At 68.6% G+C, this 14184-nt stretch carries 11 protein-coding genes; 4 read left to right on the top strand and 7 right to left on the bottom strand.

Going from position 1 to position 14184, the window contains the following annotated elements; translation table 11 throughout:
* The first annotated feature begins 31 nt into the window (after positions 1-31).
* The 4 genes from Aple_RS17990 to Aple_RS17975 are packed head-to-tail and all read left to right on the top strand — an operon-like array spanning position 32 to position 6213.
* Positions 32-1408 (top strand): glycoside hydrolase family 172 protein, encoded by a 1377-nt coding sequence (locus Aple_RS17990; protein ID WP_155345767.1) that lies wholly within the window; start codon positions 32-34, stop codon positions 1406-1408.
* 26 nt (positions 1409-1434) lie between these two features.
* Positions 1435-2751 (top strand): glycoside hydrolase family 32 protein, encoded by a 1317-nt coding sequence (locus Aple_RS17985; protein ID WP_155345766.1) that lies wholly within the window; start codon positions 1435-1437, stop codon positions 2749-2751.
* Positions 2752-2786: 35 nt separating this feature from the next.
* Positions 2787-5288, top strand: a complete 2502-nt coding sequence (locus Aple_RS17980; protein WP_155345765.1) for a GH116 family glycosyl-hydrolase — start codon at positions 2787-2789, stop codon at positions 5286-5288.
* Positions 5281-6213, top strand: coding sequence for a carbohydrate kinase family protein (locus Aple_RS17975; protein ID WP_155345764.1), 933 nt, complete (start codon positions 5281-5283; stop codon positions 6211-6213). The genes Aple_RS17980 and Aple_RS17975 overlap by 8 nt, the downstream gene beginning before the upstream one ends.
* A gap of 36 nt (positions 6214-6249) precedes the next feature.
* On the opposite strand, the gene Aple_RS17970 is transcribed toward Aple_RS17975, so the two are convergent.
* From Aple_RS17970 to Aple_RS17940, 7 genes are all read right to left on the bottom strand, one after another.
* Complete coding sequence (locus Aple_RS17970) at positions 6250-7275, bottom strand: LacI family DNA-binding transcriptional regulator (RefSeq protein ID WP_155345763.1); 1026 nt, start codon at positions 7273-7275, stop codon at positions 6250-6252.
* 93 nt (positions 7276-7368) lie between these two features.
* On the bottom strand, positions 7369-8493 hold the full coding sequence (locus tag Aple_RS17965; protein ID WP_218038381.1) for a glycoside hydrolase family 172 protein: 1125 nt from the start codon (positions 8491-8493) through the stop codon (positions 7369-7371).
* Positions 8494-8507: 14 nt separating this feature from the next.
* Positions 8508-9386 carry a carbohydrate ABC transporter permease gene (locus tag Aple_RS17960; RefSeq protein WP_155345761.1) on the bottom strand — a complete coding sequence of 293 codons (879 nt, stop codon included), beginning with the start codon at positions 9384-9386 and terminating at the stop codon, positions 8508-8510.
* Entirely contained in the window at positions 9383-10270 is an 888-nt protein-coding gene (locus tag Aple_RS17955; protein WP_155345760.1) for a carbohydrate ABC transporter permease, read from the bottom strand. Before Aple_RS17955 ends, Aple_RS17960 begins: the two co-directional genes overlap by 4 nt.
* Positions 10271-10316: 46 nt before the next feature.
* Positions 10317-11645: an ABC transporter substrate-binding protein gene (locus Aple_RS17950; protein ID WP_218038380.1), complete on the bottom strand. Its 1329-nt coding sequence runs from the start codon at positions 11643-11645 to the stop codon at positions 10317-10319.
* Positions 11642-13111 carry a glycoside hydrolase family 32 protein gene (locus Aple_RS17945; protein ID WP_155345759.1) on the bottom strand — a complete coding sequence of 490 codons (1470 nt, stop codon included), beginning with the start codon at positions 13109-13111 and terminating at the stop codon, positions 11642-11644. Before Aple_RS17945 ends, Aple_RS17950 begins: the two co-directional genes overlap by 4 nt.
* 119 nt (positions 13112-13230) lie before the next feature.
* On the bottom strand, positions 13231-14118 hold the full coding sequence (locus Aple_RS17940; protein ID WP_155345758.1) for a GAF domain-containing protein: 888 nt from the start codon (positions 14116-14118) through the stop codon (positions 13231-13233).
* Positions 14119-14184: the final 66 nt, after the last annotated feature.

Genomic DNA, 14184 nt, shown 5'->3' with positions numbered 1-14184 from the left:
CCGACAACTGTGCCCGCACGCTCGACTTGGCATGCCCATCTTCACCTTCACGGAGGTCTACTCGACCATGAACGGTCCACTGTCATCGCTGACCAGCCTGCGCGACGCCCGCAGCGCCCGCGTCTCCAGCTGGGATCAACGCGGTCGCAACCAGGACAACTGGACGATCGGTCCTGGCGAAACCCGCGTGCTGGCCGACCTCGAAGGGCCGGGGCAGATCACCCACATCTGGACCACCCAGTTCTGCCGCCGTCAGTTCGGGCCCGGCCTGCTCGACCCGTACGACACCGACACCACCGCCCCCGTGCTGGAGATCCACAACGCGCTCGGGCTCAATTGGGAACAGCCGGACCCCGACTACTACCGCAAGGTCCTGCTGAAGATCACCTGGGACGACCAGCCCGGCCCGGCGGTGCTGGTGCCGCTTGGCGACTTCTTCGGCGTCGGTCACAGCATGCCCAACAGCTATGCCTCGGCCCTGTTCACCGTTTCGGCGAAACCCGAGGAATCGCTGATCTTCGGCGGCAGCGCGGCCCTGAACAGCTGGGCGCCGATGCCGTTCAACTCCCGCGCCCGCATTGAGATCGTCAACGAGAACGACCTGCCGCTGGTCATGTACTTCTACATCGACTACGAGCTGTTCCGGCAGCCGCTGCCTGAGGACACCGTCCACTTCCACGCGCGATGGACGCGCAGCAGCCCGAGCTCCGGCTGGGGACCGGACCTGCAGACCAACAGCCCGCAGACGAACGTGGCGCACCTGAGCGACGACGGCAACTTCGTGATCCTGGAGACCACCGGCACCGGCCACTACGTCGGCTGCAACCTGTCGGTACACCACCGCCAGGGCACCTGGTGGGGCGAAGGCGACGACATGATCCTCATCGACGACGACACCTGGCCGCCCAGCCTGCACGGCACCGGTACGGAGGACTATTTCAACCACGCCTGGGGGATGCAGAAGAACGCCTTCCCGTACCACGGGACGATCGTGCACGAGTCCGACGTCCCCGGATACTCGGTCACCTACCGCCAGCACGTCGTCGATCCGGTGCGATTCGCCTCCCGCATCAAGGTGTCCATCGAGCACGGCCACGCCAACCACCTGTCCGACGACTGGGCGGCCACCGCCTACTGGTACCAGACGCTGCCCTCACCGCCGGCCACCATCCTGCCGGTGGAACGCCGGCTGCCGGCTCGGCCTCCCGCCGCAGAACAACCATCGGCAGCCCCGCCACCACCAGATCTGGCCGCTGAGGTGACGCGGATGCGTGCGGAGTACGCGGCACGGCTTCAGGCGTACACCGACAAGCTCGACCAGCGCTCCCGCCGCCGCGCCGAGCGCTCCCGCGCCGAATCGGCGGCCAACACGGCGCACGCCGCGGACATCCGGCGGCGGTTCAGGTGACCGCGGAGGCGACATCGTCGCGGCCGGTGGCGGGGACCAGGCCGCGCCCGGCCATCCATTTCACCGCCGACGACGGCTGGATCAACGATCCGTACGGCGTCACCTGGGTCGACGGCGAGTACCACCTCTACTACCAGGCCATCCCCGGGCGTGTTACGTGGGGACCCAACTGCCACTGGGGCCACGCGACCTCCCCCGACCTGGTGCGCTGGACTCATCAGCCCTTGGCCCTGATCCCGCAGCAATTTGAGGTGGGCTGCTGGTCCGGCAGCGTCGTGCACGACGCCGAACCGCCGCTGCTGTTCTACACCCGGGTCGCCGGCGAGAACTGGGAGATCGGCCAGGTCGCCACCGCGGTCTTCGACCGGCACACGGGTACCTGGGGCACCAACCCCGCCGCCGTCATCGAGACACCCCCGGCCGAACTTGGTGTACGCGGTTTCCGCGACCCCAACGTGTTCCGCCACGGCGACGGCTGGAGCATGCTCATGGCCGCCGCGCTGCCGGACGGGTCAGCCGCCGTGCTCCAGTACCGGTCGCCGGACCTGCACCAGTGGGCCTTCGACGGGGTGCTGTGCTCCCGGCCCAACGACCCTGCCGACGAGGTGCCCACCGGGGCGTTGTGGGAATGCCCGCAACTGTTCCCGCTCGGCGACCGGTGGGTCCTGCTGGTCTCCGTCTGGGATCACGGCGACCTGCTGTACGTCGCGGCCGCGACCGGCGACTACGACGGCCACCGGTTCACCCCCGCCACTTGGCAACAGCTCACCCATGGTGCGTCGGCCTACGCGACGACGGCGTTCCTGGACCGCGACGGTCGCCGCTGCGTGCTGTCGTGGCTGCGGGAGGAACCCCGCGACAACGCGGCGCTGACCGTACGCGCCGGCGCGCACTCGGTGGTCAGCACCCTGCGTCTGCGCGCCGACGGCACCCTGGTCCTGGAGCCGCACCCTAACGTGGACGCCCTGCGCGGGCCGTTCCTGACCGGCAGCGAAGGGCAGTACCGGGTGGGCGCCCACGCCGCTGAGGTGACGGGCACACCGACCGTCGGCGAGTGGTGCCGGATCGCCGAGGAGGACAGCACTCGGGCGCGGCTGTCCTTCGAGCCCGACGGCGACGGGGACGCCGGCCTGCTGCGCATCGAGCGGCCCGGATTCCCCACCGACGTGCTGCCGATCGGCGACGCGCGGGCCGGGCTCCGGGTGCTGCTCGACGCCGACATCGTCGAAATCTTCGCTGCCGACAGCTACGGCGCCTACCGCATCGCCGCGGCCGGCGACCCGCCGGCCACCACCGTGTCGATCAGCGGCGACGCAGCCGCCGCCGTACGTCCACTGCGCTGAGCCCATAACCACAGGTAATTAAGGAGAAGTACCGCATGACCACGCCTCACGGCATCGACACCGCTCGGCAGATACAGGCCGCAACCGTGCGATCGTACCCGCGCGAGGCCGCGCAGGCGGCGTTCCTGCTCGGCGGCATCGGCACCGGCAACGTGTCGGTCGGCTCCCGCGGTGAACTGCGCGACTGGGAGATCTTCAACTGGCCCGGCAAGGGTAACCGGCTGCCGTTCTCGTTCTTCGCCCTGCGCGCTGAGACCACCGACGGGACCCGGATCGTGCGGGTGCTGGAGTCCCAGCTCAACGGCCCGCACGCCCTGTCGCATGGCTACTTCAACGGCGACCTGGCCGGGCTGCCCCGGTTCACCCACTCCACCCTGCGGGCGGAATACCCGTTCGTGCACGTCGACCTCACCGAGCCCGGTGTCCCGCTGCACGTGCGGCTGGAGGCGTTCACCCCGTTCGTGCCCGGCGACGCCGAGGCGTCCGGCATCCCCGCCGCCGTGCTGCGCTACCACGTCACCAACCTCGCCGCCACCGACATGAGCGTCTCGGTCGTCGGCTCGCTCGCCAACGCCGCCGGTTTCGTCGGCCACGACGTGTTCGGCAACCTCAAACTGGCCGGAGAGGTGACCAACACCCAACGCGACGGCGACCACGCCCGCGGCCTCTACTACACCACGGACCTGCCCGCCGGCCACGAACGCTTCGGTACCATGGGACTGGCCACCACCGAGGCCGACGTCACCTTCCGCCCGGCCTGGGTCAAGGGGGAGTGGACCGACAGCGCCCAGGACTTCTGGAACGACCTGAGCAGCGGCAAACGCATCGGCCCCATCGAGGAGGTCGAAGTCGCCGCGACCGGCTCGGCGCTCAACGACTACCTCGACTTCAGCTACCTGGAACTGCGCGAGAAGGTCGGCTCCATCGACGCGGCCAAGACCATCCCGGCCGGCACCACCGCCACCTTCGAATTCGTGCTCACCTGGCACTTCCCCAACCGGGCCAAGGGCTGGGTCGAGGTGGACGAGGACCTCGACCGGCACGCCGCCGGCGGGTACCCGCTGGTGCGCAACCACTATGCCACCCGCTACGACGACGCCTGGGCCGTCCTGGAAGACCTGCTCGCCAACCTGCCTGAGCTCGAACGCGACAGCCGCGCGTTCACCCGCGCCCTGTACGGCTCGTCGCTGCCCGCGCCCTTCCTGGAAGCGGCCGCGGCCAACATCACCGTACTGCGCAGCCTGACCTGCTTCTGGCTGGAAGACGGGAACTTCTACGGCTGGGAAGGCATCCGCGATGACGTCGGCTGCGGGCTGGGCAACGTCAACCACGTCTGGAACTACGCCCAGACCGTGGCGTTCCTGTTCCCCGAGCTCGAGAAGACCATGCGCGACATCGAGTTCGGCCTGGAGATCGGCGACGACGGTGACCTGCCGTTCCGATCCCGGCAAACCCTGGACGAGCCCCGCTGGGAGATGGTGCCCGCTGCCGACGGTCACCTCGGCGCCATCGTCCGGGTCTGCCGCGAATGGCGGCTCACCGGCGACCGCGAGTTCCTCACCCGGCTGTGGCCCGCGGTTGAGCGGGCGATGCGGTACGCGCTGTCCTACTGGGACACCGACGGCGACATCGTGCCGGACAGCCAGCAGAACAACACCTACGACATCGAGTTCTACGGCCCCAACGGCATGATGGGCAGCCTCATGGTCGCCGCCCTGCGCGCCTGCCAGGACATGGCCGACGGGCTCGGCCGCACCGCGACGGCCCAGGAGTTCGGCGCCCTCGCCGAGGCCTCCTCAGCCAACCTCGACCGGCTGTGCTTCAACGGCACCTTCTACCAGCAGCAGCTCATCGACCCCGATCAATACCGGTACCAGATCGGCCCCGGCATCCACTCCGACCAACTGCTCGGCCAGTTCCTCGCCCACGTCAGCGGGCTGGGCCACGTGCTGCCCGCCGACCACGTCCGCCAGGCCCTGGCCGCGATCCGCCACCACAACTTCAAACCCCGCATGGCCGACGTCGGCACCGTCCAGCGCGTGTATGCCCTCAACGACGAACCCGGCCTCGTCCTCTGCTCCTGGCCGGACGGCGGCCGGCCCCGCTTTCCTTTCGGCTACAGCGACGAAGTCTGGACCGGTGTGGAATACCAGGTCGCCGCCAGCCTCGTCTATGAGGGCATGGTCGATGACGCGGTCACTCTCGTCGACGCCGTCCGCTCCCGCCAGGACGGCTTTCGCCGTAACCCGTGGAGCGAGAACGAGGCCGGTCACCACTACACCCGCTCCCTGGCCAGCTGGGCGCTGATCAGCGGCATGCTGGGGTTTAACGCCGACCTCGGTCGAGGCACCGTCACATTCGACCCCAAGTTCGCCGAACAGGAGTTCCGCTGTTTCTGGTCGCATGGCCAGGGCTGGGGCACCTACCGGCACGAACGCGCGGCAGACGGCGCCCTGCACGCTGTCATCGAGGTCCTGCACGGAACGCTGGGCGCCGACACCGTCAACGCCCCGCTCCCGGTGACCGTCCGTGGATAACGCATCCACCGTCACGGTGCTGGGCGAGGCGGTCGTCGACCTGCTGCCCGCCAACGATCGCGGCGGCTTCCACGCCTACGCCGGTGGCAGCCCCCTCAACGTCGCGGTCGCACTCGCCCGCCTGGGCGAGCCCACCACGTTGCTCGCACGCATGTCCCGCTCACGATTCGGCCAGCTCCTTCGCGCGCACGCCGAGACCAACGGCGTCACGCTCGCCGGCCCGCTCGACCAGCCGGAACCGGCCTCCCTGGCGGTGGCGTCCCTCGACGGCGACGGCGTCGCCACGTACGACTTCTACCTGGACGGCACCGCGGACTGGCAGTGGAGCGCCCCCGAACTGACCCTGCCACCCGACACCACCGCCGTCCACGCCGGCTCCCTGACCTGCTACCGGCCGCCCGGCGCGGCCGCGGTGGCTGACTTCCTGACCCGCCTCCACCACGACGGAGACACCCTTGTCAGCTTCGATCCCAACATCCGTTCCAGCGTCATCACCGATCTCGACGAGGCCCGGGGCCAGACCACCCGGCTCCTGTCCACCGCGCACCTCGTCAAGGCCAGCAGCGAGGACCTCGAGACGCTCTATCCCGGCCGGGCAGTCGCAGACATCGCCCGCGAGTGGGCCACGCTCGGACCCAGCCTGATCGTGATCACACTCGGCGCCGACGGCGCGTACGCCGTCAGCGCCCACCATGAACTGCGGGTGCCGCCGCAGCCGATCACCGTCGTCGACACCGTCGGAGCCGGTGACGCGTTCACCGCAGGCCTCCTGTGGGCCCTGCGCGGCGGCGACCACGCCACACCAGCCGCTCTCCCGAGCCTTGGCCGCGACCACCTGGCCGCGGTCGTCGAACAGGCAAGCCACGTGGCCGGCATCACCTGCACCCGCCCAGGAGCCGACCCGCCCCGCCAGGATGAACTCTGACCCACGACGTGCCTGCTTGCATCCCCCGTGTCCAGGTCAGAGGGAATGGCGGGGGATGTAGGGGCAGTCCACGATTGTCCGGCCGGGCGCGGGGGCGGAGCCGTCGCCGCCGAGGAGCATGCGCACGCCGCGTGCGCCCAGCTCGTAGTGCGGCAGCGCGATGGTCGACAGCGGAGGCCGCAGGTGCCCCGCGATGACCTCCTGATTGTCGAACCCGACGATCGCGATGTCGCCGGGGATGCGCATCCCGCGCTCGTGCAGGGCGTCGTACATGCCCATCGCGACCCGGTCGTTGTAGCAGAACACGGCGGTTGGCGGCGTGGGCAGACCGAGCAGGAGCAGACCGGCCTCGTATCCGCCCTCCTGCTCCGGGCGTACGGTGAGCACGAGATCGGGATCCTCGGCCACCCCCGCGGCCGCCAGCGCCGCCCGGTACCCCCGCAGCCGTCCGGTGGTCGCGGGGGCGGACTCGGTGCTGTTGACGAAGGCGATCCTGCGGTGACCGCGATCGAGCAGCACCTGGGTCGCGGTGCGACCGCCCTGCACCTCGTCGGGCACGACCGCCGGTAGCGAGTCGTCCGCGGCGTAGCAGTTGACCAGCACGCAGGGCACCTCGCGGAGCGCCGCCGGGGGAGTCACCTCCCGGTGGTACCACGTGGAGTAGATGATGCCCGTCACCTGGTGTTCGAGCATCATCGTGATCGCGTCCTGCTCGGCCTCGCCGTTGGCCTCGGTGTTGGCCACCAGCAGGATGTGCCGGTTCTGCCAGGCCGCGTCCTGGGCGCCACGGATGATCTGACCGGCGAACGGTGTGGATGCGATGGCGTCGGCGACCAGTCCGATGAACGTGGAGGCCCCCTGCACCAGGTTCTTGGCCGCCCGGTTGGTGCGGTAGCCCAGTTCCTGGGCGGCGGACCACACCCGGGCACGGGTGGCCTCAGAGACCTTCGCGCTGGTCTTGGCGTTGATCACGAACGACACCGTGGCCAGCGAGACCCCCGCCAGGTCGGCGACGTCCTGCATGGTGGTCCGCCGCGGCCGGTTGCTGGGGTGCCGAGGCATGTCGCTGTCTTCCTCCCCTGCTCGTCCGGGCGCCGTGCCGACCGGCGCCCTCGTCTCCGCCAAGATCCACCGCGGGCCCGACGCCGCCGCCCGTCACCGCGGCCGTCGCCCGGCTCCGTCGGGCATAGGCGGAAACGGCGCGGTCGGCCCGATCTGGTACCAGTAGGCGACCGACGACACGTCGTCGGCGCGTTCGAACAACGCGGTGCCATCGTGCCCGATCTGCTGCACCGTGGCGCGCAGATCATCTTGAAAATACACCGGATCTGGCAAGTGCCATCGATACAGGCCATGGGTTGGCGTCATGCCCGTGGCGTACGGCGAGCGCCCGGAGGTGTCGGCGGTGGAGTAATGCGGATATCCGAAGAACGGGGCGCTGTAGGTCAGCACGCGAACATCGCCGTCGGTGGCCAGCCGATCCTGGAATGCCCAGGCGCCGCCGGCGTAGTCCTCGGTGCCCGTGCCGCAGATCGTCGGATGCTCGACGTCCCCGTCAAGGTAGAACTTGACCTCGCCCTCGCCCCACCAGTACCGCTCCAGCGCCGCGATCCCCAGGTACGTGCCCACATAGGCCCCGGGCCCCTGGACGCCGTCGAGGATGACGTGGTCGACCCCCGGCTGGGTGACCCGCGAGCGCCGCCACTGGGCGTGGAAGCGGCCGGTGTCCTCGTGCACCTCATCGCCCACGGTGTAGTCGATCTGGTAGAACAACGCCTCGATGTCCCCCGGATGTTCGCTGGTCAGCGTGATCAGCGCGGAGGAGCGGAACGGCATGGGGAAGTAGCAGTTCATTCCCCCGGTGGGAGCGACCACGATGGGGAGGGAGGTCACCTGGCTCCTGGTGGCGAAGCCGTTGCAGAAGAAGTCCCCGAGCGGCGCCTCGACCGAGGGGGTGTCCTGTCCATCCCAGTACGCGCGCAGGACCAGGTCGCGCAGGACGAACGGACCGGCCTCCGTGCGGTCGGTGACGGTCAGCCAGATGTGCCGGATCACCCCGGGGCCGTCTATCCGCGCCAGGTCTGCCGTCTCGCCGGAGCGCAGCGGGATGAAGGCCCGGCCCTTGCGCCCCGGGCCGAGGCGGGAGGCGGTGCGGCCGCCGGCTCCGGGCGCCCCCTCCGGGTTCTCCGCGCTGATCGACCGGCTCCGCAGCCGGCCGATGCGCGGCGGGCCGCCGAAGGCGGCACCAGGCACGTCGAACATGGTCAGTCCCTTTCTCATGATCGCGGTGCGGCTCACCCCTTGGTGGCGCCGCTTTCCAGGCCGTAGATGATCGCCTTGTTCAGCGCCAGGAAGACCAGCAGCAGCGGGGTGACCGTCACGCAGACGGCCGCGAAGGTCGCCGTCCAGTCGGTCGCCCCCATCGCACCGATGTAGTTCTGCAGCCCCAGCGGGATGGTCTTGAGGCTCTCGTCCAGGACGAAGGTGTTGGCGAAGATGAAGTCGTTCCAGATGAAGATGCCGTTGATGAAGAACACGGTGACGATGGTGTTGACCGACAGTGGCATGGTGACGCGCACGAATGCGCGGTACGGGCCGCATCCATCCAGCCCGGCCGCCTCATAGAGCTCCCGCGGGATGTAGGAGAAGAAGCTGGTGAACATGTAGACGGAGATGGGCAGCGCGAACCCGACCAAAGGCAGCACGATCGCGGGATAGGTGTCCAGCAGCCCGGCGGTGGAGTAGCCGATGAACAGCGGGACCAGCGCGACCTGGACCGGGACGATGATGCCGATCAGGAAACTGGCGAGCACCAGGCGGCTGAACCGGAAGCCGAGCACCTGGATGGCGTAGGCGGCCATCATGCCCAGCAGCACGATCAAGACGTTGGCCGACACCGTCACGATGAGGCTGTTGACGATGTTGCGCCCCAGGTCGCCCTGGGCGAACGCCCGGACGTAGTTGTCCACGGTGATCGCACCGGGCAGGGCGAAGGGGTTGCCGGAGGCGAACTCCTGCGCCGGACGAAGGCTGGTCAGGAAGATCCACAGCAGCGGATAGACCTGGACGATGAGGATCAGCGCGACCAGAACCGCGGACAGGCGGCGGGCCACGGTCGGCCGGCGATACCGCCGGTGGGACGACCTGTGCAGCGGCGCGGCGTGGGCGGTCATATCACGGCTCCGGCACGGCGGCGCAGCGACAGCAGGATCAGCCCCACGGCTACGACGCACTCGATGACGATGAACACCGCGATCGCACTGGCATAGCCGAAGTTGGTGCTGGTGAAAGCGGTCTTGTACATGTACGTGGTGAGCAGCTCCGTGGCCTGCCCGGGCCCTCCGTTGGTGAGCAGATAGGGAATGTCGAACCCGCGCAGGCTGTAGGTGGCCGCCATGATCGCCGTGGTGATCCACACAGGGCGGATGTAGGGGAAGCGGATGCGGCGGAAAATCTGCCACTCCGAGGCGCCGTCCATGCGCGCGGCCTCCTCGATCTCGCGTGGTATGGCGAGCATCGCCGCGTACAGAATGATCATGTAGAGGCCGGTGAACCGCCACGCCTCGGGAACCGATACCGCGGCCAGCGCGGTGCCGACGTTCGACAGCCAGGCGGTGGCGAGACCGTCGAGGCCGGCCGATACCAGCATTTGGTTGATCAGTCCTCGGGGTTCGACGGAGTAGATGCGCTGGAACAGGAAGGCGATGGCCACGGTGGACACCACGGCCGGCAGCAGGTAAAGCGTCTTGACCAGCTCGCGCCCCCGGCGCAGGTAGGTGAGCAGGTTGGCCAGCAAAAGCGCCAACCCGAGCTGGAAGAGGAGGTTGATGGCCAGGTAGACCAGCGAGTTCACCACCGCGCGCCAGAAGATGTCATCTCCGGCGAGCATGTGCGCGTAGTTGCCGAGCCCGGCGAAGCGCATGGAGGTGATGCCGTCCCAGTCGAAGAAGCTGAGCACCAGGGACGCCACGATCGGCGCGACGACCGCCACCAGATACAGCATCAGCGGTGGCAGAAGGAACACCAGGACCGCGGTGCGGGTGCGCGTGTGCAACATTGTCCTCTCCTGTCTCCGGGTGGCCGGGGCCACCCGGAGGGTCGGATCAGCCGAAGAAGCGCGGGGCGTTCCGCCGGATCGCCTCGTCCACGGTCGCGATGAATTGGTCAGGGGTGATCCCGCCCTGGGCGAGCAGCGTCAGCTCCTGCTGCAGGCGCGTGTTGGAGGTGGGGTCGAGCTGGGTGTCCCAGGGCATCGCGGTGCGCGTGCCGAGCGCGTCGATCTCCGCTGCGGCCTTGGTGAACAGCGGTGAGGCATCCGGAGGCGGGATGACCGGCACCTTCATCGGCGCGAAACGGTGCTTGGCGGCGTATCGGGCGGGATAGGCGTCGATCAGGTAGGTCAGGAAGTCCTTGACCAGCGGATCGAACGTCTTGGCGTTGACGGCCATGCCGATGCCGGAGACGACCACGTACTCGTTGTCGGAGGTGACGGCGCCCTGCGTGGTCGGCAACGTGAAGTAGTCGATGTTGTCGCGAACCTCGGGAGCGAGGGTGGAGTCGGTGAGGGCGGCCAGTTCCCAGGTGCCGATGTTGTACATCGCCGCCTTGCCGGTGGTGAACAGGTCGCGGGCGTCGGTGTAGCCCTGCGCGGAGAAGCCGTCGGGGAAGCACTTGGCCGCACCCAGGTCGTGGATCCATTGGGCGGCCTTCTGGCCGGGTCCACCGGTCAGCGGCTGCTTGCCTCGCTTGACCTGCTTGATGTAGTCAGGTCCGGCGAGCCGGAACGGGTGATAGGCCAGGTAACGTTCCAGCGGCCACTGGTCCTGCCCGTCCAGCGCGATGGGGATGATGCCCTTGGCTCGCAGCGGCGCGCAGAGCGCGACCATGTCTTCCAGACTCGCCGGCGGCTTCACCCCCGCCTTGTCGAACAGCGCCTTGTTGTACCAGAAGAACTCCATCTCGAACTCGAACGGCAGCAGGTAGAGCCCACCGTCGTCGAAGCGCTGGTAGTCCAGCGCGAGTGGCCGGTAGAGGTTCGTCTTGCCGAGAGTGTTGAGCAGTTTGCCGATGTCGACCATCTGGTTCTGCTCGCGCAGCTTCTGGGCGAATGGCGTGGCGTCGGTGTCGAAGAGCTCCGGCAGCTTCTTCGCCGCGGCGAGGGTCTCCAGCCGCTGGAGGTAGGACGGCCGGTCCGGCGTGGTGACGAGCTTGAGCTCGAAGCCCAGGTGCTTGGCGGCGTACTCCGCGGCGATCTCCTTGACGGTCGTGATGACGCCGCCGTCGGAGGGCCGGGCGAACAGCCATGTGATCGCGCGTGGGCTGATGTCGCCGGTTACGGCACCGGGGTCGGTGGTGCCGGATTGCGTGCCGCCGCATGCGGCCAGCAAAATGATCGCGGCGAGCGCGGCGGTCATCGTACGAGCTGATCTCACGGGGCATTCCTTTCTGTGGGGGATGTGGTGACCAGGAAGTCGGCAAAAACGGCTGCGCCCTCGCCGACGAACAGGCCGATGCCGCCGGTGGTCCGGTCGTACATGCGGGCGCTCATCGCGACGCGGCCGTCGAGGTAGGCGATGCAGGCGGGTCCGTCGACGATCACGTCAAGCCGGTGCGGGATCTCGGGGGCCAGGTCGCAGGGGCGTTCGAGTTCGACGGCATGGGGCACGTCCCCATCGATCTGCCATTGCAGCGGTCCCGGGTCACGGCGTGGCCAGCGATCGAAGACCAGGCGGTCCCGCTGCGGTTCCAGGCGGATGATGTAGCCGTCTTCGGCGTCGGCGCTCGCGCGCAGAATGAGCCCGCACTCCCGGGTGCCCGGCTCGAACGTGATGGTGACACTGGCCAGGTAGCGGCTGGGCAGGCCCGGGGCGACCACGCTCGCGTAGGAGCCGGTGGCCGACGTCCGCAGCCCACCCACCGGCTCCCAGGTCCCGGTTACGGGTGCGAAGTGGGTCTGGACCGGCGTGGAGAAGGTGGACCGGATCGTCTCGGGCATGCGCACGTCCAGCGTCCCGTCCGGTCGCTGCACGAGCTCGTGCACGGCAAGGTCGCCGCCCCACTCCCACGCGCCCGCGTCGGATTCGCCATCACGGGTGGGGATCCACCCGAAGGCGTACCTGCGCGTGCCGTCGCTCGCGGTCTTGGCCGCGTACAGTGCCCGGCCGTCGAGGGTGTCGTATTCGGGGACCAGCCAGGGCCCGCCAGGGTCGCGGCTCATGCGATAACGCGTGGTGTAGCGCTCGGAGAATTCCGAGTACACCAGGTACCACCACTCGCCGATCCGGAACAGATCTGGGCACTCATGGGTGATGTAGCGCGACGGAGCCCACAACGGCTCGATGATCGTCCAGTTGGCAAGATCGTCGGAGACGCAGCGAGCGGTCACTCCGCGCCGGCGGCTCGGGCCCTCCACCGTGCGTGCGGCCAGGAGCATCGAATAGCGGCCGTCCTCCTCCTGGTAGACGAATGGATCTCGCCAGTCCTCCCGCTCGTAGTGGTCCCGGGGCGCGTGAAAGGTGTGCTCGGGAACCTTCTTCCAATTCAGCAGGTCGTCGCTGACGGCGTGCATGACCGCCTGGAGGGGGCGACCGGTTTCCTCGTCCACGACAGCGGGGTTGTAGCCGGTGTAGAAGAGGTGGAAGGCACCTTCGGCAGCGAGCACGCTGCCGGTATAGGCGTGCAGGTCCTGGCTCTCCGCGTCGCCGTGGGGGAGCACCTCGCCGAGGTAGTCGTAGCCGACGAAGTCGGTGGTTCGCACCAGGTGCCACGAGGTGCCCGGGTGCTCCTGGTCGCGCCGATCGTGCAGGTAGAACAGCCAGAACGCCCCCTCGTGGAAATAGGGGATCACGTCGCCCACCCAGCCCTCCGGGGGGCGAAAGAAGATGTTCTGACCTGCCACGAAGGGGCCTCGCTCTCGCCGTTTAAGCGTTTAACCTATTGGGCGGAGACGCTACACCCTGATGTCATGGGGATGAAGACCCACCGAGCGGGTTACGAAATCTTTACCGAGTGCTGGCGTCAGGAGCCTGGCAACCAGACTCGTACGGCGATGCCGGCAGGCTCTGCGGACCCGGTCACCGGTTGCGCCATCAGCGCGGCGATGCGGCCATCGGAAAGGGCGACATCCCGCATCGCCGTCCGCCCCTCCGCGATCAGGTTCACGGCGGCGTCCTCCAAGGCGAGCTGATCACGGCGGCACAGGCCCCGGAGCGGGGATCCCGGCGTGGCATTCCCGGGTGTGGCCGACTGGAGAAACGTCGCCAGCAGCGCACGCTCGCGCTCGGTGGCCATCTCGATCAGTTGCTCCTCGACGGCGGCGGCCGAGCGCCGGGCCAGGGCCATCATCTCCGCGTTCGCCCACTCGTTCGGGCAGACGACGCAGACGACGCCGTTCAGGCGCCCGCTGAGCGGATCCCGTACCGGGGTGCCCACGGCGGTGAACCTGCGCAGCACCTCGGCGTAGTGCTCGCTGCCCGAGATCAGGAAGGTGCGCCGCTCCGCCAGCACCGAGCCGTGGGCATTGTTTCCCATGTCCGCCTCGGTGAAGCCGAAGCCGGGCGCGGCGCCAACCTCGTCCATCGCCCTGCGCATCGCCGGTTCGCCCACGTCGCGCAGGCACATCGCGCCGTTGGCATCGCCCAGGAGCATGCATACCGGGGTGTCCGCGATGGTGGTCCGCAGCCCTTCGAACACGGGCCGGGCCGCGCGCACCAGGCCACACTCGAAGTCCAGGTCCTCGAGCGGGGGCGCGTGGGCGATGCCGGGGCTGACCCCCGTCGCCTGGCACCGTTGCCACGAGTGCACGATCTGGACGCGTACGCCGTTCCCGGTGGGCTCCTCCCCATCCAGGAATCGCTCCACGATCTCCTCGGTGGCCCCTCTCCTTTCGTCCCAGATGTCCGACATCTGGCTTACCCCCGGACTTCGAGCGACATGTACTTCTGCCTAGAACACGGACAAATAGTATTAAAA

The sequence above is a fragment of the Acrocarpospora pleiomorpha genome (genome assembly GCF_009687885.1).
Lineage (GTDB): Bacteria > Actinomycetota > Actinomycetes > Streptosporangiales > Streptosporangiaceae > Acrocarpospora > Acrocarpospora pleiomorpha.
The sequence above is the reverse complement of the archived record's forward strand: the minus strand, read 5'-3'. Positions and strand labels throughout refer to the sequence as shown.

Bases quoted from the DNA above. Each gene is read 5' to 3' on its own strand.
- Aple_RS17965 (WP_218038381.1), bottom strand. From the start codon at position 8,493: ATGAGAAAGGGACTGACCATGTTCGACGTGCCTGGTGCCGCCTTCGGC.
- Aple_RS17940 (WP_155345758.1), bottom strand. From the start codon at position 14,118: ATGTCGGACATCTGGGACGAAAGGAGAGGGGCCACCGAGGAGATCGTG.
- Aple_RS17990 (WP_155345767.1), top strand. From the start codon at position 32: ATGCCCATCTTCACCTTCACGGAGGTCTACTCGACCATGAACGGTCCA.
- Aple_RS17960 (WP_155345761.1), bottom strand. From the start codon at position 9,386: ATGACCGCCCACGCCGCGCCGCTGCACAGGTCGTCCCACCGGCGGTAT.
- Aple_RS17955 (WP_155345760.1), bottom strand. From the start codon at position 10,270: ATGTTGCACACGCGCACCCGCACCGCGGTCCTGGTGTTCCTTCTGCCA.
- Aple_RS17970 (WP_155345763.1), bottom strand. From the start codon at position 7,275: ATGCCTCGGCACCCCAGCAACCGGCCGCGGCGGACCACCATGCAGGAC.
- Aple_RS17980 (WP_155345765.1), top strand. From the start codon at position 2,787: ATGACCACGCCTCACGGCATCGACACCGCTCGGCAGATACAGGCCGCA.